The organism is Methylobacterium gossipiicola (assembly GCF_900113485.1).
GTDB classification, from domain to species: domain Bacteria; phylum Pseudomonadota; class Alphaproteobacteria; order Rhizobiales; family Beijerinckiaceae; genus Methylobacterium; species Methylobacterium gossipiicola.
The window spans coordinates 1-18,756 of record NZ_FOPM01000016.1; the positions used below are offsets into that span (position 1 = coordinate 1).

The 18,756-nt window shown below is 69.1% G+C and carries 11 protein-coding genes, 1 rRNA gene and 1 other RNA gene; 11 read left to right on the plus strand and 2 right to left on the minus strand.

The annotated features are described in order from the left end of the window. Positions 1-215: 215 nt before the first annotated feature. The 4 genes from rrf (at position 216) to BM249_RS14075 (ending at position 5,694) form a co-directional block, all read left to right on the plus strand. Positions 216-331: ribosomal RNA gene (gene rrf, locus BM249_RS14060) — 5S ribosomal RNA — on the plus strand. 343 nt (positions 332-674) lie between these two features. Next, positions 675-1,373 (plus strand): response regulator transcription factor, encoded by a 699-nt coding sequence (locus tag BM249_RS14065; protein WP_091972803.1) that lies wholly within the window; start codon positions 675-677, stop codon positions 1,371-1,373. Next, positions 1,373-2,797 carry a HAMP domain-containing sensor histidine kinase gene (locus tag BM249_RS14070; protein WP_091972806.1) on the plus strand — a complete coding sequence of 475 codons (1,425 nt, stop codon included), beginning with the start codon at positions 1,373-1,375 and terminating at the stop codon, positions 2,795-2,797. The genes BM249_RS14065 and BM249_RS14070 overlap by 1 nt, the downstream gene beginning before the upstream one ends. Beyond that, on the plus strand, positions 2,794-5,694 hold the full coding sequence (locus tag BM249_RS14075; RefSeq protein ID WP_091972808.1) for a bifunctional [glutamine synthetase] adenylyltransferase/[glutamine synthetase]-adenylyl-L-tyrosine phosphorylase: 2,901 nt from the start codon (positions 2,794-2,796) through the stop codon (positions 5,692-5,694). The genes BM249_RS14070 and BM249_RS14075 overlap by 4 nt, the downstream gene beginning before the upstream one ends. Before the next feature lie 9 nt (positions 5,695-5,703). Here the strand turns inward: BM249_RS14075 and BM249_RS14080 are convergent, their stop codons facing one another. Then, complete coding sequence (locus tag BM249_RS14080) at positions 5,704-8,073, minus strand: PAS domain-containing sensor histidine kinase (protein ID WP_091972811.1); 2,370 nt, start codon at positions 8,071-8,073, stop codon at positions 5,704-5,706. Positions 8,074-8,250: 177 nt separating this feature from the next. Beyond that, entirely contained in the window at positions 8,251-10,923 is a 2,673-nt protein-coding gene (gene pepN / locus BM249_RS14085) for an aminopeptidase N (protein ID WP_091972813.1), read from the minus strand. A 145-nt stretch (positions 10,924-11,068) separates the two neighbouring features. Here pepN and gloA point away from each other — a divergent pair, with 145 nt between their 5' ends. The 7 genes from gloA (at position 11,069) to BM249_RS14120 (ending at position 18,686) form a co-directional block, all read left to right on the plus strand. Next, on the plus strand, positions 11,069-11,509 hold the full coding sequence (gene gloA, locus BM249_RS14090) for a lactoylglutathione lyase (protein WP_091972816.1): 441 nt from the start codon (positions 11,069-11,071) through the stop codon (positions 11,507-11,509). A 115-nt stretch (positions 11,510-11,624) separates the two neighbouring features. Beyond that, positions 11,625-12,038, plus strand: an RNA gene (rnpB, locus tag BM249_RS14095) — RNase P RNA component class A. A 406-nt stretch (positions 12,039-12,444) separates the two neighbouring features. Further along, on the plus strand, positions 12,445-13,488 hold the full coding sequence (gene rsmH, locus BM249_RS14100; protein ID WP_091972819.1) for a 16S rRNA (cytosine(1402)-N(4))-methyltransferase RsmH: 1,044 nt from the start codon (positions 12,445-12,447) through the stop codon (positions 13,486-13,488). Continuing rightward, complete coding sequence (ftsL, locus tag BM249_RS14105; RefSeq protein WP_091972822.1) at positions 13,485-13,916, plus strand: cell division protein FtsL; 432 nt, start codon at positions 13,485-13,487, stop codon at positions 13,914-13,916. The genes rsmH and ftsL overlap by 4 nt, the downstream gene beginning before the upstream one ends. A gap of 104 nt (positions 13,917-14,020) precedes the next feature. After that, the gene (locus BM249_RS14110) at positions 14,021-15,760 is read left to right on the plus strand and encodes a peptidoglycan D,D-transpeptidase FtsI family protein (RefSeq protein ID WP_244528761.1); all 1,740 of its coding nucleotides are present in this window, start codon (positions 14,021-14,023) and stop codon (positions 15,758-15,760) included. Next, positions 15,757-17,226, plus strand: a complete 1,470-nt coding sequence (locus BM249_RS14115) for a UDP-N-acetylmuramoyl-L-alanyl-D-glutamate--2,6-diaminopimelate ligase (RefSeq protein ID WP_091972825.1) — start codon at positions 15,757-15,759, stop codon at positions 17,224-17,226. The genes BM249_RS14110 and BM249_RS14115 overlap by 4 nt, the downstream gene beginning before the upstream one ends. Continuing rightward, a complete protein-coding gene (locus BM249_RS14120; RefSeq protein WP_091972828.1) occupies positions 17,223-18,686 on the plus strand; it encodes a UDP-N-acetylmuramoylalanyl-D-glutamyl-2,6-diaminopimelate--D-alanyl-D-alanine ligase in 1,464 nt (487 codons plus the stop codon). Before BM249_RS14115 ends, BM249_RS14120 begins: the two co-directional genes overlap by 4 nt. The last annotated feature ends 70 nt before the right edge of the window (positions 18,687-18,756 follow it).

An 18,756-nucleotide genomic window follows, 5' to 3' on the forward strand; every position in this document is an offset into this window, starting at 1 on the left:
CGTTGAGCTTACCAGTACTAATCGCTCGATCGAACTTGATCGCTCCCATGATCCATGTCCGTGATGTGATCCGGCAGCCGCATGGCTGGCGGAGCCACACTGGTCGGCAGCCGCTGCAAGCGGCTGCCGGTCAGCAAACGGTCGAAACAACAAAAGACCCCGCGACAGCTACGGCTGTCGGTCCGCTTGCCGAACACCCCGATGTGCTGCGCCGGTCTGGTGGTTTGAGCGGTGTGCCCAAAACCCGATCCCATCTCGAACTCGGCCGTTAAACGCACCAGCGCCCATGGTACTGTGTCTCAAGACACGGGAGAGTCGGTCGCCGCCAGACCTGCACAGCACATCACAACAGTCCCTCCAAACGATCACACCGAACAGGCCGCGCCCGAAAGGGCGCGGCCTGTTCGCGTTCGCGTATCCCGTAAGACGCTCGAAGGGCCGAACCCTGCGCAGTGCCCGGGCGGAGAACCGGAAAACACATCGGGCACGCCCGAATCCGCCAAATGATGAGCCCTCGGCAAACCTGGGGCGGGACCGCCTTACCAAACCTTCATGTCGTGGCCAGCCCGTGGTCAGCCTGCTTCCCCCATGGTCGTCCCGTCGTCGAAGAGGGGAGGGGGCTGCCGATGGGATGGACTTCCCCGCCGCATCCGGAGACCGTATCGTCCGAAACTATGCGTCTGCTCATCATCGAGGATGACCGCGAAGCGGCATCCTACTTGGCCAAGGCCTTCCGCGAGGCCGGTCATGTGCCCGACCTCGCCCATGACGGTCTCGACGGCTACGCCCTCGCCCGCGAAGGCGATTACGACATGCTCATCGTCGACCGGATGTTGCCGAAGCTCGACGGGCTGTCGCTGATCCGTTCCCTGCGCGAACAGGAGGTGACGACGCCGGTTCTCATCCTCTCGGCCCTGGGTCAGGTCGACGATCGGGTGAAGGGCCTGCGTGCCGGTGGCGACGATTACCTGCCCAAACCCTATGCCTTCTCGGAACTCCTCGCCCGCGCCGAGATCCTGGCGCGCCGCCGGACGGCGGCCGTCGGCACCTCGGAGGCGACGGCCTACCGCGTCGGCGACCTCGAACTCGACCGCCTGTCCCACCGGGTCACCCGCGCCGGCCAGGAGATCGTGCTGCAGCCGCGTGAGTTCCGCTTGCTCGAATACCTCATGCGTCATGCCGGTCAGGTGGTGACGCGGACGATGCTCCTCGAACACGTCTGGGACTATCACTTCGATCCGCAGACCAACGTCATCGATGTGCACGTGTCGCGCCTGCGGGCCAAGATCGACAAGGATTTCGAGCGGCCCATTCTCCATACCATCCGGGGAGCCGGCTACGTCGTTCGCGCCGATGATCCCCGCGGCGCCTGATGCCGAGTGAACCCCACGCGGTTCCGATCCGCGCCAAGCTCAGCAATCTCTTTCGGACGACGGCGTTCAAGCTCTCGTTCGCCTACCTGCTGATCTTCACAACCTTCGCGTTCCTGGCCCTCGGCTACGTCGCCTGGAACGCCAACCGCGTGCTCGACGACCAGATGGTGTCGACCATCGAGGCCGAGATCAATGGCCTGTCCGAGCAGTACAAGACCGGCGGCCTCCGCCGCCTCATTTCCGTCGTCGAGCGCCGGGCCGGCGAGCCCGGCGCATCGCTCTACCTCGTCACCACGGCGGCGGGCGAGCATGTGGTCGGCAATGTCGGCGCCTTGCCGGCTGGGGTGCTCGCCGATCCGGGGCAGATTGAAGCGGCTTATGCCCGGAGCGGATCGCACAATCTCGATCATCGCGCCATCATGCGGATCTTCACCTTGCCGGGCGGGTTCCGCCTCGTGGTCGGCCGAGATGTGGAGGAACGCGATCGCCTGCGCTCGATCATCGGCCGGACGTTCGGGACCTCGTTGCTGTTCGTGATCCTACTCGGTGTCGTCGGCGGCTGGTTCGTTGCGAGTCGGGTGCTGAAGCGGGTCGACGACATGACGGAAACCGCCCGGCGGATCAGGGCCGGCGACCTCGACGGACGCCTGGCGGTGGCGGGAAACGGGGACGAGCTCGATCGCCTTGCGCAGAATCTCAACGAGATGCTGGAGCGGATCGGGGAGTTGATGCGCGGGTTGCGCGAGGTCTCCGACAACATCGCGCACGACCTCAAGACGCCGCTTACCCGCTTGCGGAACCGCGCCGATGCGGCCGTGCGTTCGGCCGAGGGCCCAGAGGCCCTGCGCCTTGCTTTGGAGGGCGTCATCGAAGAGAGCGACGGCCTGATCCGGGTGTTCAACGCCCTCCTGACGATCGCCCGCCTGGAAGGGGTCGCGGCCCGCGACATCATGGCGGAATTCGATGTCGGGGCGACGGCGCGCGAGGTCGGCGAACTCTACGAAGCCGTGGCGGCCGATGAAGGTCTGTCCCTCGAGATCGTCACCGCGGGCGATCTGCGGTTGATCGGAAGCCGCGAACTCATCGGTCAGGCCCTGGCCAATCTCGTCGACAACGCGGTGAAATACGGGGCGTTGAACCGGCAGGCCGGGACCATTCGGGTCCTGGCCGAGCGTGTCGGCGGGACGATCCGCCTGACAGTTGCCGACCATGGTCCGGGCATTCCCGAGGACGCGCGGGGACGTGTTCTCGACCGTTTCGTCCGCCTCGAGGATTCGCGCTCGCGGCCGGGCTTCGGGCTCGGGCTGAGCCTCGTCGCCGCCATCGTGCGACTCCATCAGGGAGCCCTGACCCTCGCGGACAATGCCCCCGGCCTCGCCGTCGTGGTAACCCTTCCCGCCGTCGCCGTGGGAGAGCCCGCATGACCGAGACCGTCAGCCTTCGCGAACGCCTCCGGCGGGCGCCGCCCCTCGGCGATCCGGAAGCCGCGGCCCGCCGCCTCGCCGATATCGAGGCGGCATTTCCCACGGGCTTCCTCGATCCATCCCTGCGGCGCCTCCTTCTCGCGCTGGCGGAACATTCTCCGTTTCTTTGGCCCATCGTGGCCCGCGACCCTGCGCGATTCGTCGAACTCGTTTCCCGGTCGCCCGAGGTGGCGAACGCCGATCTCGTCGCCCGGCAGCGCGCGGCCGGTGGTCTCGGCGATCTCGCGGCCACCGGCCGCGCCCTCCGGCTGAACCGTGCCGAGCACGCGTTGCTCGTGGCCCTGGCCGATCTCGGCGGCCTCTGGCCCCTCGCCACGGTGACGGCGGCGCTCTCCGATTTCGCCGATGCCTCCGTGCAGGCCGCCGCCGACGCACTCCTGGCCGAGGCGGCGGCCCTCGGGCGATTCCGCCCCGCCGATCCGGGCGATCTCCAAACCGGCTCCGGTCTCGTGATCCTGGCTCTCGGCAAGCACGGCGCGGGGGAGCTGAACTATTCCAGCGACATCGACCTCGTGGTGTTCTTCGATCCCGCCCTCGCGCCCCTGAAGGAGGGGCTGGCGGCGGGGCCGTTCTTCGCCAAGCTGGCCCAGGGCATCGCCCGGCTGCTGCAGGAGCGGACGGCCGACGGCTACGTGCACCGGGTCGACTACCGCCTGCGGCCGGACCCCGGCTCGACGCCCACGGCCGTGTCGCTCAATGCCGCTTATTCGTACTACGAAAATCTCGGTCAGAACTGGGAGCGGGCGGCCTACATCAAGGCGCGGCCCATCGCCGGCGACCGCGCGGTGGGCCAACGCTTCCTCGACGATCTGCGTCCCTTCGTGTGGCGCAAATACTTCGATTTCGCTTCCATCGCCGATGTGCATGCCATGAAGCGGCAGATCCATGCCGTGCGCGGCCACGATACCTTGGCGGTCGCCGGGCACGACATCAAGCTCGGGCGCGGCGGCATCCGCGAGATCGAGTTCTTCGTCCAGACCCAGCAACTCGTCTTCGGCGGACGCCGTCCGGCCCTGCGCGGACGCCGTACGGTGGAGATGCTCAGCGCCCTCGCGGACGAGGGCTGGATCGACGCGACGGCGCGGGACGAGTTGGCGCAAGCCTACGATTTTCTGCGCACCATCGAGCATCGTATCCAGATGGTGCGCGACGAGCAGACCCAGCGCCTGCCCACCGAGCCGGCGGAACTCGAAGGCTTCGCGCGTTTTGCCGGCTTCGCGACCCTGGGGGATTTCGGAGCGGCGCTCCTGCGACAGGCCCGCCGGGTCCAGGCGCATTACGCCCTGCTGTTCGAGGCGGAGCCCGACCTGTCGGTGGCGGTGGGCGACCTCGTCTTCAGCGGGACCGGCGACGATCCCGCCACCCTCGCGACCCTGCGGACCCTCGGATTCCGCGAGCCCGAACGGGCCGTCGAGACGGTGCGGGGCTGGCATTTCGGGCGCCGTCCGGCCGTGCGCACCGCTCGCGCCCGCGAGGTTCTCACCGAACTCGTGCCGGCCCTGATGCAGGCGTTGGGTGGCACGGCCGATCCCGATGCCGCCCTCGAGACCCTCGACCGGGCGTTCACCCGGATGCCGGCCGCCCTCGAACTTCTCACCATCCTGCGCTCCAACGAGCGCCTGCGCCTGCTCTTCGCCGATCTCCTCGGCACGGCGCCGCGCCTCGCCGAGACCGTTTCGTTCAGTCCGCATGTGCTCGATGCCGTACTGGAGCCGGATTTCGCCGCCCCGCCCCCCGAACCCGGCGGCATCGCCGCGCATTTTCAGGCCCTGCTCGGGCGTCCCTCCGGCCACGAGGATTTTCTCGACCGCAGCCGCGATGCCGCCCGGCATTTGCGTTTCCTCACGGGCGCGCGCCTGCTCTCCGGCATCCTGGCGCCTGCCGAGGCGGGCCGGGCCTATTCGACCCTCGCCGATACGGTGGTGGCGGCCGCCACCGAGGAGGTGTCGCGGGCGTTCTTCGCGGAGCATGGGGCGGTCCCGGGCGGACGCCTCGTGGTTCTGGGGATGGGACGCCTCGGCTCGTATCAGCTCACGGCCGAATCCGACCTCGACCTTGTCGTGGTGTACGATTTCGATCCCCAGGACCGCAGGAGTGTCGGGCCGCGTCCCCTCGATGCGGCCGTGGCCTATAACCGCCTGACCCAGCGCCTCGTCGCCGCCCTCACGGTACCGACCCGACGCGGCCACCTCTACGAGGTCGATCTGCGCCTGCGGCCCGGCGGCGGGCAGGGGCCGGTGGCGGTGCAACTGCGCGGCGTCCGGGCCTATTACGAGACCGAGGCCGAACTCTGGGAGCATATGGCCCTGACCCGCGCCCGCGTGATCGCGGGCGACGCCGACCTCGGCGCCGAGGTGCTCGACATCGTCCGGGCCGTCGTGACCCGGCCGCGTGAAGCGTCCACGGTGTATGATGCCGTGCGGGCCATGCGGACGCTGGTGGCCGAGTCGAAGGGCGATGCCGGTCCCCTCGACCTCAAGCTCGCGCCCGGCGGCCTCCTCGACCTCGATTTCCTGGCGCAGGCCCTCGTCCTCGCGCAGGGGGCCCGTTTCCCGGATCTCTTGGGGCTTCCGGCACCGGAGGTTCTGGCGCGGGCGAGCGGGTATGGGCTCTTGACCCACGACGAGGGCGAGCGCCTGGGCAGTGCCTATCGCCAGTTCGACGACGTGCTGCAGTGGCAACGGCTGATGGTGGCGGGGGAGCCGGCCCAGGCTTCGACCGTGGCCCTGACCCGTCTCGCCGTGGCCCTGGGTATGCCGGATGCGACCCATCTGAGGGTGCGCCTCGACGAACACCGGGCCGAAGTGCGCAGCCTGTTCGACCGGCTGCTCGCCTGACCGGAGCGTTTATGCGAGGGCCGAGTCCATCCGGGAGCCGCGCGGCGCGGCCACGGCTGGAAGCGCGGCGATCGCTGTCTGCGATGCCTCGATGGCGGCGTCGCGCAAGCGCTCCGGGGTCGGGGCCGGGAGGCGGACGAGGACGATGGTACCCAAGCCTTCCTGCGAGCGCAGGCGCAGGGAGCCGCCATGCAATTCGGCCATGGAGCGGGCGATGGCGAGGCCGAGACCCGAGCCCTGATAGGTGCGGGTGAGGTTGGTCTCCACCTGCTGAAACGGGGTTCCGAGACGCCGCAGAGCCGCTTTTGGAATGCCGATGCCCGAATCTTCGATGAAGATGTTCACCGAATCCCCCGAGGGCCGGGCCTTCACGATGATCCGGCCGTCACCTTCGGGCGTAAATTTCACGGCATTCTGGAGGAGGTTGAGGAGGATCTGGTGCAGCGCGCGCTCGTCGACCATCAGGCTGAGACCCGCGACGAGGTCGACCTGGATCGTCTGAGCCTTGGCCCGGGCCGGCTCGGCGACAAGCTTCAGGGCCGCCTCGATGGCCGCCGGCAGGGCGATCTCGCGGCGCACGAGCTTCACGCGATGGGATTCGATCCGCGACATGTTCAGGATGTCGTCGATGACCGACAGGAGGTAGTGGCCGCTCGTGCGGATGTCCTGACAATACTCGGTGTAGCGGGGTGAGCCGAGGGCGCCGTAGACACCCGTTTGCATGAGTTCGGCAAAGCCCATGATGGCGTTGAGGGGCGTGCGCAACTCGTGGCTCATGTTGGCCAGGAATTCGGACTTGGCCTGGTTGGCCGTCTCGGCCTGGGCCTTCTGATCGAGGTAGCGCTCGGCGAGGTCCGCGAGCTGCTGGGTCTGGAGTTCCAGGGTCCGGCGCGAGCGCTTCAGATCCCTGACCGTGGCGATGAGCTCGCGCTCGGATGCCACGAGTTGCTCCTGATGACGTTTGAGGCTCGTGATGTCGGTGCCGACGGAGACGTAGCCGCCGTCCTTGGTCCGCCGCTCGCTGATCTGTAGCCAGCGCCCGTCCGTGAGTTCGGCCTCGAAGGTCCGGGCGGTGGCGCCCGCATGTTCCAGTTCGCGCATCTCGCGGCGGATCGAGGGGAGAACACCGCGCCCCATGATCTCGGCGTAGCGCCGCCCCGGCACCGCCACGTCCGGACCGAGGGCGTGAAGGTCGCGGAATTTCGAGTTGCATAGGACGAGGCGATTGCTCGTATCCCACAGGACGAACGCTTCCGAGATCGCCTCGACGGCGTCGCGCAGGCGCATGTCCGCCGTCGCGTTGAGTTCGGCCAGGGTTCGCTGCTCGGTGACGTCGAGGGCGATGCCCACGAGGTGGCGCCCCCCCATCACCGTATCGGTGACGATCTCGGCCCGCATCCGCATCCACAGCCAGACGCCGGAGGCCGACCGGATGCGGAATTCGTGATCCACGGTGGATTGGCTGGCGGCGAGGTGACGGGCGAGGCTGTAGAGATCGCCGTCGTCGGGATGCACGAGGGCGTTGACGTCGCCGAAGGACAGGAACTCACGTTCCCGACGATAGCCCAGCAGGGCGTACATGGAATCCGACCAGTAGATCCGGCCGCGGGGAATATCCCAATCCCACAGGCCGCAGCGCCCGCGGCCCAGCGCCGTATCGAGGCGCTGCTTTATCTGTTCGCAGACCCGATCGACGGCATAGGCCCGACGGGTTTGGAGGACGTAGGCGATGCCGGTGCCGATGATGACGAGGGCGGCGGCACTCAGCAGGATGACGTGGTTGCGCGTCTGCGCCGTCCAGGCGGCGGTGACCGCTGCCAGGGACTGCAGCACAACGACCTGACCTTGCGCGCCCGGCAGGCTGCGCAGGGCGGCGAGGGCTGGGCTGCCATCGGCCAGCGTGATGGCCATCACACCGGCCCGCTCGCGCAGGATGACGAGGGCCTGCAGATCGCCGATCTCGCCGAGGTTCATGCGCTCGCCGCTCAACGGGGGCGTGGACGCCACGATGGTGCTGTCCGCATCGAGGACGAGGATCTGGCGGCGGTCCATTATCCCGGAATGGGGAAGAAGGCCCGCCAGCCGGTCCTTGAGTTCGCCCTGTGTCGCCGCGCCCTGGCCGATGGCGGCGGCCACGAGCCGAGCCATGGCCTCGATATCGGTGGCCGCGTGCCGGATCGATTCCTGGCGCTGCGTGCTCAGGTGTAAGCCTTCCACCGTCGCAAGGCAGACAAGGAAGGCGGTGAGCAGGGCCGGCAAGGCCACGCGCAGCCACGTTTCCGCCCGCACGAAACGGATGTGCGTGGGGGTCTGCGGACGGTGAATGCCGAGAATCGTATCCGCACGCGCGGAGAGGGAAGCGGAATCCGCCTCCAGCATGATGTCACTCCGCAACCAGGATGATTCGTCGCGGAGGCGCGGTCGTGCCGCGCTCCGACTCGTATTCATATCACCATTTTCAAGGGCGCGTTGTCCACGCCTTTTTGGCCCCCGACGGGCGGAAGACGGCCCGGCTCACCCAGATCGGAAGGAGGCTTAGGGCGGGGATTCATACTGTCAAGTCAGGGATTTGCCGGAATTTCTCATGCGTCCGACGATGTCGGAAACGTCCCGGGACAGGGTCGGACGCGCGCCGATCGCCGCAAGTGATTGAGCCGCCTTGGCTTGCCGTCCCGGTTCGAGCATCCGCCAGGAACCGAACCCCGTGAGGAGCCGCGCGGCGATCTGGGGATTGGTGGGATCGAGGGCGAGCACGGTCTCGGCGAGGAAATCGTAGCCGGCTCCATCCGCCCGGTTGAACTGGGTCGGATTGGCCGCACTGAAGCTGCCGACCAGGGAGCGCACGCGATTCGGGTTGGTCATGGCGAAGGCCGGGTGGGATTGAAGTCGGCGCACCCGGTCGAGGGTCTCGTCCTCCGGAATGGTGGCCTGGATCGCGAACCATTTGTCCAGCACCAGGGGCTCGTCGGCGTAGCGCTCGGCGAAGGCCGTTAGGGCCGCTTCACGCGCCGGCCCCGGAATCAGGGCGAGAACCGAGAGGGCGGCGAGGCGGTCCGTCATCGTGGTGGCCGCCGCGAGCTGCCTTTCCGCCCGGGCTGTCCCTTCCTGCGGATCGGCCGCGGCGATGAGGTCGAGGGCGACATTGCGCAGGGCCCGGCGGCCGGCCGAGGCGGCATCCGGTGAGAACGGCGTTCCGGCGGGGTCCGAGAGGTCGTCGCGCAGGCGTGTCAGGCGCGCGAAAAGGCCCGTGCCGATGCTTTGGCGAAGGTCGTCGCGGGCTTGGTGGATCGCGTCGGGGTCGATGGTGTCGCCGAGCGCATGGGCGATGTCGCTTTCGCTCGGAACCGTCAGGACGAGGGCGGCAAAAGCGGGGTCGGACAGGGCTTCGCCATCGAGGAATCTCCCGAGGGCGGTGACGAAGCCATCAGGATTTGGCCGCTGGGATTCGGGACGCGAACCGGCGACGAGGTGCGCCATCGCGAGATCCTGCGCGGCTTGCCAGCGGTTGAACGGGTCGGTGTCCTGGGCGAGGAGAATGAGGCGGTCGGCTTCCGTCGCCTCCGTCGCGACCCGAACCGGAGCGGAGAAGCCTCGGAACAGGGACACCACCGGAGCGACGGGGACGTTGCGGAACGTGACCGTGTCGGTGGTCCGCTCGAGCACGAAGACGCCGTCCCGCACCCGGTCGCTCACGGCGTCGCGCAGCACACCCTGCGGTCCGACGAGGCCGAGGGCCACGGGAATCACGAGGGCCGGGGCCGCGTCGGTTTCGCCCGCGCTTTCCTTCCGAGCGGGACCGGGAGGAAGCTCCTGGCGCAGGTGCAGGGTATAGGTCCCGGTCGCCGCGTCGTGTTCGCCCGCGACGGTCACCACCGGGGTGCCGGGGCGGTCGTACCAGCGCGCGAAGGCGGCGAGGTCGCGGCCCGAGACGGCGGCGAAGGCGGCGAGGAAATCCTCGACCGTGGCGGCCGTGCCGTCGCAATCCGCGAAGTAGCGGTCCATGCCACGGGCGAAGGTCTCGGCGCCGAGGAGCGTGCGCAGCATCCGAACGATCTCGGCGCCCTTCTCGTAGACGGTAGCCGTGTAGAAGTTGTTGATCTCGGCGTATTGTTGCGGACGCACCGGGTGGGCGAGGGGGCCGGCATCCTCGGGGAACTGCCGCGCCCGCAGGGTGCGGACCTCACCGATGCGGTGAACCGCCCGCGAGCGCATGTCGGAGGAGAATTCCTGGTCGCGGAAGACCGTCAGCCCCTCTTTAAGACAGAGCTGGAACCAGTCCCGGCAGGTGACGCGGTTGCCCGACCAGTTGTGGAAGTACTCGTGGGCGATGATCGCTTCGATGGCGGCGTAATCGGCGTCCGTCGCCGTCTCGGGACTTGCCAGCACGTAGCGGTCGTTGAAGATGTTGAGTCCCTTGTTCTCCATGGCCCCCATGTTGAAGTCCGACACGGCGACGACGTTGAAGACGTCGAGGTCGTAGATCCGGCCAAACGCCTTCTCGTCCCAGGCCATGGAGCGGATGACCGCGTCGAGGGCGTAAGCCGCGCGCTCTGCCTTGCCGGGCTCGACATAGATGCCGAGTTCGACGGCACGGCCGTCGCGGGTGGTGAACGCGCCCCCCAGCCGGTCGAGGCGTCCGCCCACGAGGGCGAAAAGATAGGCGGGCTTCGGATGGGGATCGTGCCAGACGGCGTAGTGCCGCCCCGGCCCCGCTTCCCCGGCCTCGACGGGATTGCCGTTGCCCAGCAGCACGGGCGCTTCCCCACGGTCCGCCTCGATGCGGGTGGTGTAGACGGCCAGGCAGTCGGGCCGGTCGAGGAAATAGGTGATCCGGCGGAAGCCGTCGGCCTCACACTGGGTGCAGTAGACGCCGTTCGAGCGGTAGAGGCCCATGAGGCGGGTGTTGGCCGTCGGATCGATCTGGGTGCGGATCGTGAGGGTGAAGGGCTCGGCCGGCGGTTGGCGGAGGGTGAGGCTCGTGTCCGTCACCGTATAGGCGTCGGGCGCCAGGGCGACGCCGTCGCGTTCGATGGACAGGAGCGTGAGATCCTCGCCGTCGAGGACGAGGTCCGCGCCCCGTTGACCGGCCGGATTGGGCCGGAGGTTCAAGGTCGCGGTCACCCGCGTCGCATGGGCGTCCAGGCTGATGTCGAGGGCGACCCGGTCGATGAGGTGGTCGGCAGGACGGTAATCTGCGAGCCGGATCGGGATCGGGGTTTCGGTGCGCATGGATGCCTCGTTCGGTCGCCGGTCTCCCTCTTGAATCGCTTATCGTCCGCGCGCAACGCATCGGCCGCCCGGCGTGCCATGCACGACGTTGACGGGGCTCCCCCGGCGCCCACATAGGCCGACAGCAACAGGAGAGTTCCAGACGATGCGTTTCCTGCACACCATGGTCCGCGTGGCGGATCTCGACAAAGCGCTGGCCTTCTATGTCGATACCTTCGGCCTCACGGAGGTCCGCCGCATCGACAACGAGAAGGGCCGCTTCACCCTCGTGTTCCTGGCCGCGCCCGGAGATGCGGCGACCGCCCGCGAAACACAGGCGCCGGTGATCGAATTGACCCACAATTGGGACCCGGAGACCTATACGGGCGGGCGCAATTTCGGCCACCTCGCCTACGAGGTCGACGACATCTACGCTTTCTGCGCGAAGCTCCAGGCCGCCGGGATCACCATCAACCGGCCCCCGCGCGACGGCAACATGGCCTTCGTCAAATCCCCGGACGGCATCTCCATCGAGCTGCTGCAGAAGGGCGAGGCCAAGCCGCCGCAGGAGCCGTGGGTGTCCATGGAGAACACCGGCTCCTGGTGAGCGTTTTCGCGATCCCGGGCCGGATCACCATCCGGCCCGGGATCGTGCGATGATCGCTGCACCTACGACCGGCCGCTTGACCTCGCGGCGTTACCCGGCGCACATCCGCCGCGGATCAGTCGGCCGGGCGGCCGCTCCGGGCGTCATGTCCGGGGAGGAAAGTCCGGGCTCCATGGAGAGACGGTGCCGGATAACGTCCGGCGGGGGCGACCCCAGGGACAGTGCCACAGAGAGCAGACCGCCGCGGATCGGCGCGAGCCGATCCGCGGTAAGGGTGAAAGGGTGCGGTAAGAGCGCACCGCGGACGCGGCAACGCGGACGGCACGGCAAACCCCACCGGGAGCAAGACCGAATAGGGGCGACAGGACGGGTCTCGCAACCCGTCAGGCTTCTCTCCAGGCCCGTCGCCCGGGTTGGTTGCTCGAGGCGCGTCGGCAACGCGCGTCCCAGAGGAATGGCCGCCACGTCGGGAGGACCCGCAAGGGTCGTCCAGGCCCTACAGAACCCGGCTTAAAGGCCGACTGATCCAGTTGTCCTTCGATGGCGCGCCCCGCCCCGGGGGCACCCGCGCCGCGTCATTCGCCACGATGACCACACCTTCGCACCAAAAACTCACCCTCGGTTAACCTTGCTGAGGTCTGATCGACACGGGTCCATCGCGTGCGGGCCCGTTCGTTGACGGCGCTCAGAGGCCCATGGTACCCCGATTCATCCCGTCAGCGGCGATTTTCGGATCGACGGACGCATCCCGAGATCGTCGGGCCGGCGTTCGTGTGAGCGATCGCGCGCGCCGCCATGCCGGTGATGCCCCGTCTCTCCGTGCCGCCCCAGGGCGGCCCCGCCAGCTGGAAGGGACGCATGCGCGGCTCCATCCCCGTCGCGTCTTCGACGCTCAGTTCCTCTCCCCTCCACGCGCCGATCGTCCGGGTGACGCGATGAAGCGCGGGCGCGAGCCCAGGCCCCAGACCGATGGGGGGCCGCATATTCCAGTCCTGCTCGCCGAGGTTCTGAGCGCCCTCGATCTGCCGGGCCGGACCCTGGCGGTGGACGGCACCTTCGGGGCCGGCGGCTACACTCGCGCGATGCTCGGCGCCGACCCGTCCGTGCACGTGCTGGCCATCGACCGCGATCCCGGTGCCATCGCGGACGGCGCCCCCACCGTGGCGGCGGCGCAGGGCCGGCTCACCCTGGTGCCGGGGCGCTTCGGCAGCCTCGATGCCTGCGTGCGAGAGGCCGGCTGGCCCCAGGCCGATGCCGTCGTCCTCGATATCGGCGTCTCGTCCATGCAGATCGACCAGGCCGAGCGCGGTTTCTCGTTCCGCCACGACGGCCCCCTCGACATGCGGATGGAGCGCGCCGGGCGCAGCGCCGCCAACCTCGTCAACGAGGCCGAGGAAGGGGATCTGGCCGACATCATCTATCATTACGGCGAGGAGCGCCGCTCACGGGCCGTGGCGCGCGCCATCGTGGAGGCCCGCCGCAAGGGCCGCATCGAGACCACGGCGGCCTTGGCCGAGATCGTCGCCAGCGTGGTCTGGGCCGATCCGGCGAGCGGTATCCACCCGGCGACCCGGACGTTCCAGGGCCTGCGCATCGCGGTGAACGACGAACTCGGCGAACTCGTCCAGGCCCTGCACGCGGCCGAGCGCATCCTGCGCCCCGGCGGCCGCCTCGCCGTCGTCACCTTCCATTCCCTGGAAGACCGCATCGTCAAGCAGTTCTTCTCGGCCCGCAGCGGCCGGGCGGCCCAAGGGTCACGGCACCTCCCGAGCCTCGAAGCGCCGGCCCCCCGCAGCTTCACCGCCGTGACCAAGGGGCCGGTGCTGCCGACCGACTCCGAGACCTTCGCCAACCCGCGGGCCCGCTCGGCCAAGCTGCGCGCGGTGGAACGCACGGACGCGCCTGCGCCCGCGCCCCTGGCCGCCATCGAGACCCTCGCGGCTCTGCCGGAGCGGACAGGCAGGAGCGCGCGCCGGTGATCCGTTTGCTGAACGTCCTGGCGGTCCTGGGCCTCATCGGCTCGGCGATCTACGCCTACTCCATCAAGTACGACACGCTGTATCAGGCCGGTCAGGTCTCGAAGGCCCGTACCCAGCTGCATCGCGAGCGCCAGGCCATCGCCGTCCTGCGCGCCGAGTGGCAGCTGCTCACGCGGCCCGACCGCCTGCAGAAGGCCGTGGAGCGACACCTCGCCTTGGAGCCCATCGGCACGAGCCATCTCGGCCGCCTGTCCGACCTGCCCGAGCGCCCCGACCGCGGCGACGAGATCGGCCGTCTCCTCGCCGCTACCGCGACCCCGAAGGAGAAGCCCGGCGCCAACGAGCCACGCACCACGGGCTCGATCACGACCCGCACCAGCACGACCCGCACGACCACCACCAAGACCCCGACCACGGCTTCGAGGTAGCACCCGTGTCGCAAGACGTTTTTTCGGAGTCCGCTCCGTCCGAGACCGAAGCCGTCGAGGGGCCCGTGGCCGACCCCGCGCCTGCGGCGCGTCCCAACGCGGCCATGACCCTCCTGCGGGCGATGTTTCATCTCGCCATCGAGCGCAGCTACGCGCGTGTCGGCCTCGTCGGCCTCGGCTTCGCCGCCGTGTTCATGACCATCGGGGTCCGCCTCGTGTATCTCGCGGCGTTTCCCGAAACGGACAATTCCGACAAGCGCGTCGCCGCCGCCGCCACCACGGCGATCCGGCCCGATATCGTCGACCGCAACGGCGAGATCCTCGCCACGGATATCCGCACGGTCTCGGTCTTCGCCGAGCCGCGCAACATCGCCGACAAGGACGAGGCGGTGGAACTCCTCACCGCCGTCCTGCCCGGCCTCAACGCCAACGACCTGCGGACCAAGCTCTCGGCCCGTCTCGCCTCGACGGGCAAGGAGAAGGGCTTCGTCTGGGTCAAGCGCGAGATCACCCCGAAGCAGCAGGCGGAGGTCCACCGCCTCGGCATTCCCGGCATCGGCTTCCTGCCCGACCACAAGCGCGTCTATCCCAACGGGGTCGCGGCCGCCCACATCCTCGGTGTCACCAACCTCGACAACGTCGGCATCGCCGGCATCGAGAAGTACATCGACCGCCAGGGCAACAAGGCCCTGAACGAGTTCGGCCTCGTGGCCAAGCAGACCGACCTCCAGCCGGTGCAGCTCTCCATCGACCTCCGGGCGCAGTTCGCCCTGCGCGACGAACTCGCCTGGGGTGTCGAGCACTTCAGCGCCAAGGCCGCCGCCGGCATGATCCTCGACGTCACCACCGGTGAGGTGATCGCCCTGGCCTCCCTGCCGGATTTCGACCCCAACGATCCGGCCGACGCCCTCAACCCCGACCGCATCAACCGCATGAATGTGGGCGTCTACGAGATGGGCTCGACCTTCAAGGCGATGACCCTCGCCATGGCGCTCGATTCCGGCAAGTACAACGTCAATTCGACCTTCGACACCCGGGGCGGCGTGCTGAACTGGGGCCGCCAGAAGATCCACGAATATCACGGTACCAACCGCGTCATCACCATGCCGGAGGTATTCACCCACTCGTCGAACATCGGCTCGGCCAAGATGGCGCTCGGCATCGGCGTGCCCGGCCACAAGGCGTTCCTGAAGAAGATGGGCCTCACCGACCGGATGCGGACGGAACTGCCCGAGAGCGCCGAGCCCATCGTTCCCTCGCGCTGGACCGAGATCAACACCATCACCATCGCGTTCGGTCACGGCCTCGCCGTGGCGCCGATCCAGGCGGCGGCGGCGGTGGCGGCCATCACCAACGGCGGCAACCTCATGGTGCCGACCTTTCTGAAGACCACGGAAGCCGACGCCCTCGCCAAGGCGACCCGGGTCCTGAAGCCCGAAACCAGCGAGGCCATGCGCTTCATCATGCGCCTCAACGCGGTGGAGGGCTCGGCCAAGAAGGCGTCGATCCCGCTCTACTATGTCGGCGGCAAGACCGGCACCGCCGAGAAGGTGATCCACGGGCGCTACGTGAAGAACCGGCTGTTCACGACCTTCATGGCCGCGTCCCCCATGAACAAGCCGAAATACCTCTTCGTCACCATCATGGACGAGCCCCAGGCCGTGGCGGCGGAATCCGGCACCTACGCCACCGCCGCTTGGAACTCCGGCGTGGTGACCGGCCGCGTCATCGAGCGCGTGGCTCCGATCCTCGGCCTGCCGCCGCAATTCGATCCCCCCGCCAAGCCCTTCCCCCTCATGGTGAAGCTCGGCGCCTATCATGCCACCCAGGTGGACGGACGATGACTGCCCAAACCCTCGGTACCCTGTTCCCCGAGGCCGCCGGCAACGCCACGCCGGTCTCGGGTTTGACGGCGGATTCCCGCGCCGTCGCGCCTGGTTTCGTGTTCGTCGCGGTCCCCGGCACCGCCGCAGATGGCCGCCGCTTCGCCGCCGGGGCCGTCGCGGCCGGGGCCGTCGCCGTGGTGGGCGAAGGCAAGAAGAAGCCCGAGGGTATCGGCACGGTGCCGTACGTCGCCGTCGCCGACGCGCGCCGGAGCCTCGCCCTCGCGGCGAGCCGCCTCGCCGGCCGTCAACCGGCCGAGATCGTCGCCGTCACCGGGACCAGCGGCAAGAGTTCGGTCACCGACTTCGTGCGCCAGATCCTGTCCCGCCTCGGCCGCGACGCGGCGAGCCTCGGGACGGTGGGCATCGTCACGAATCGCGGCGCCACCTACGGCTCGCTCACGACGCCGGACCCCGTCACCCTGCACGCCACCCTGGCGCGGCTCGCCGACGACGGCATCGAGACCCTCGCCATGGAGGCGTCCTCCCACGGCATCGTGCAGCGTCGCCTCGACGGGGTCGAACTCTCGGCCGTCGGCTTCACCAATCTCGGGCGCGACCACCTCGATTATCACACCACCCTCGACGATTACCTCGCCGCCAAGTTGCGCCTGTTCACGGCCCTGGCCCAGCCGGGCATTCCGGCGGTCATCAACGCCGACGGCGCCTTCGCCAAGGTGGTGGCCGCCGCCGCCCTCGCGCGGGGGCTCCACGTCATGACCACGGGTGAGGCCGGCGAGACAGTCCAGCTCCTGTCGGCGCAGGCGGAAGGGTTCTGTCAGGAGCTGCACCTCGTGGCGCCCGGCCTCGAAGGGCCAACCGAGTATACGGTTCGGCTTCCCCTCGTGGGCGGGTTCCAGGTGGAGAATGCCCTGCTGGCTGCCGGCCTCGCCCTGGCGACCCCGGCCGGGGAAGCCGATCCGGCGGGCGTGATCGCGGCGCTGGAACACCTCACCGGCGTACCTGGCCGCATGGAGCGCATCGGCGAGGTGAACGGCGCCCTCTGCCTCGTCGATTACGCCCACAAGCCCGAGGCCCTCGAAGGCGTCCTCTCGGCCCTGCGCCCGTTCGTGACGGGCCGCCTCGTCTGCGTGTTCGGCTGCGGTGGCGACCGCGACCGAGGCAAGCGCCCGATCATGGGTGCCATCGCGGCGCAGGCCGCCGACTGGACCATCGTCACCGACGACAATCCGCGCTCGGAAGACGCGGCGGCGATCCGCGCCGAGATCCTGGCGGCGGCTCCTAACGCCACCGAGATCGGCGACCGCGCCGAGGCGATCCGCGCGGCCGTGCGGGCGCTTTCTCCGGGCGATGTCCTCGTGGTGGCCGGCAAGGGCCATGAAACCGGCCAGATCGTGGGATCACAGGTCCTGCCTTTCTCGGATCACGACATCCTCCGGGCTGCGATCGCGGAACGCCAAGCATGACCGACCTATCCCCGCTCTGGTCGCCCCAAGCCTTGGAAGCCGCCACCGGCGGCACCCTGCACGGCGCCCCGAAGCCGATCACGGGTGCCTCCATCGACACCCGCAGCCTGCAGCCCGGCGATCTGTTCTTCGCCATCCGGGGCGAGGCGCGCGATGGGCACGACTTCGTCCGGGATGCCCTGTCGCGGGGCGCGGGGGCCGCCGTGGTGGCGGCGGACCGGGCGGCGGAATTCTCCGGGGCGGGGGCGGTCCTGGCCGTCTCCGGGGTGAGCGACGATCCCGTTCTCGACGCCATGCAAGCCCTCGGCCGTGCCGCTCGCGCCCGGTCTCATGCCGGCATCGTCGCCGTCACGGGCTCGGTGGGCAAGACCGGCACGAAGGAAGCCCTGCGGCATGTCCTGTCCGCCCAGGGGCCGACCCATGCCTCCGTCGCCTCCTACAACAACCATTGGGGCGTGCCCCTCACCCTGGCGCGGATGCCGGCGGATGCTGCCTACGGCGTGTTCGAGATCGGCATGAACCACGGCGGCGAGATCGTGCCCCTCACCGCCATGGTGCGGCCGGGCATCGCCCTCGTGACCACCGTCGAACCGGTGCATATCGAGCATTTCGCGTCCCTCTCGGCCATCGCCGACGCCAAGGGCGAGATCTTCTCGGGGCTCCGTCCCGGCGGCACCGCGATCCTCAACCGCGACAACCCGCAGTTCGCGCGGCTGCTCGCCCACGCCCAGGCCTCGGCCGCCGGGCGGGTCGTGACGTTCGGCGAGCATCCCGAGGCCGATGTCCGGGCCTCCCGTATCGTCCTGCGGCCCGACCTCTCCGTGGTCGATGCCGTGGTCATGGGCATTCCGGTCACTTACCAGCTCGGAACGCCGGGCCGGCACACGGCCATGAATTCGCTGGGCGTCATGGCGGTGGTCCATGCCCTGGGGGCGGATCTCGCCCTGGCCGCCCTCTCCCTCGCCGCCCTACGACCGCCCGTGGGGCGCGGAGAGCGCACCGCCCTTCGGATCGGGGAGGGCGAAGCCTTCCTCGTGGACGAAAGCTACAACGCCAACCCGGCCTCCATCCGGGCGGCTCTGGCCACCCTGGCGGCCATCGAGACCGGTCCGCGCGGTCGCCGCATCGCCGTGCTCGGCGACATGCTGGAGCTCGGGGCGACGGGCGAGGACCACCATCGCGACCTCGGCGGCGCCGTCGAGGCCGCCGGGATCGACCTCGTGTTCACCGCCGGTCCCCTGATGCGCCACCTGTTCGAGGCGCTGCCCGTGACGCGGCGCGGCACCTGTGGGGCGGCCTCCGGGGACCTCGTGGATCCGCTGCTCGCCACCCTGCGGCCCGGCGACGCCGTGATGGTCAAGGGTTCGAACAGCATCCGCATGGGCCGGATTGTCGAAGCCCTCAAAGCCCGGTACGCGAACGCCGGTCAAACCGATCCGTCTCAGGCGCTCGCGCGTTAGGGGCGGCCGGTACGGCCGGGAGGAGGGGACCCGCGGTCCTCTCCATGCCCGGAAATCCTTTGAACCGCGG